This window comes from Actinomycetospora sp. (assembly GCF_055612215.1).
On the sequence record NZ_JBVPVA010000753.1, the window covers coordinates 1 to 1,261 of the forward strand.

Annotated in this window: 1 protein-coding gene; it reads left to right on the forward strand. The window is 75.7% G+C overall.

Features of this window, described 5'->3' with window-relative positions; all coding sequences use genetic code 11:
* Positions 1-260: 260 nt before the first annotated feature.
* A partial coding sequence (locus tag AC0CYZ_RS20505; RefSeq protein ID WP_472218684.1) for an NAD(P)/FAD-dependent oxidoreductase occupies positions 261-1,261 on the forward strand: 1,001 nt, incomplete at its 3' end.

Below are 1,261 nucleotides of genomic sequence, written 5' to 3' on the forward strand. Positions count from 1 at the left end.
CGGGGTGGTCGGCGACCGCACCCGGGAGGCCCAGGCCGGCCGTGATGCCGAGGGCCCCGACCAGTGCGACGGCCGAACCCGCGATCGTCGTCCTCGTGCGCATGTCGGCCCCCGGTCCCCGGTGCGGACCCGTCGTCGGGCCGCTCATGTCGGGGAGATCGCGTCGATGGGCCGTCCGCGTTATCCGACTACACCGAAGGGATGACGGCGTCCCCTCGACGGAGGGACGCCCGCGCCGGTCCGGTGGTTAGGGTCGGGTCGTGGCCGATCTCGTGGTGGTGGGGGCGTCCCTGGCGGGTCTGCGCGCGGTGGAGGCGGTGCGCGGCGACGGGTTCGACGGGTCGGTCACGCTCGTCGGCGCGGAGGAGCACCTGCCCTACGACCGGCCGCCGCTCTCGAAGGAGCACCTCGCCGGCGACGAGCCCGGCGACTCCACCTACCGCGAGCGGGAGAAGCTCGACGAGATCGGGGTGGAGCTCCTGCTGGGCGCGCCGGCGACCGCACTCGACGTCGAGGCCCGCCGGGTCACCGTCGGGGACCGGGAGCTGGCCTACGACGGCCTCGTGATCGCCACCGGCGCCGACGCCCGCCGCCTGCCTGCCTCCGTCGTCGCCCCGGATCTCGCCGGCGTGGTCGTGCTGCGCACGCGCGACGACTCGCGGCACCTGCACCGGCTGATGCGCCAGGGCAGCCCGCGGGTGACGGTGATCGGGGCCGGGTTCATCGGCTCGGAGATCGCCGCGGTGGCGCGCGGGCTGGGGCTCGAGGTCACGATCGTCGAGGCGCTGCCGGTGCCCCTGGTGCGCGGCGTGGGGGAGCGGATGGGGCGCGCGCTGACCGGCATCCACGAGCGGGAGGGCACGCGGGTGCTCACCGGGGTCTCGGTCGCCGAGGTCCGCGGGGAGGGCTCGGTCGAGTCGGTCGTGCTCGCCGACGGCACCGTGATCGACACCGACGTGCTCGTCGTGGGGATCGGCGCGGCGCCCTGCGTGGGCTGGCTGGAGTCCTCCGGGCTGACGATCGACGACGGGGTGGTCGCCGACGCGACGCTGGCCGCGGCGCCCGGCGTGTACGTGGCGGGGGACGTCGCGCGCTGGCCCAACGCCCTGTTCGACGACGTCCTGGGCACCACCATGCGCCTGGAGCACTGGACGGCGGCCTCGGAGCAGGGGGCGCGGGCGGCCCGCAACGCGGTGGACCCGGCGTCGGCGAAGCCCTACACGACGGTGCCGTACTTCTGGTCGGACTGGTACGCCCACCG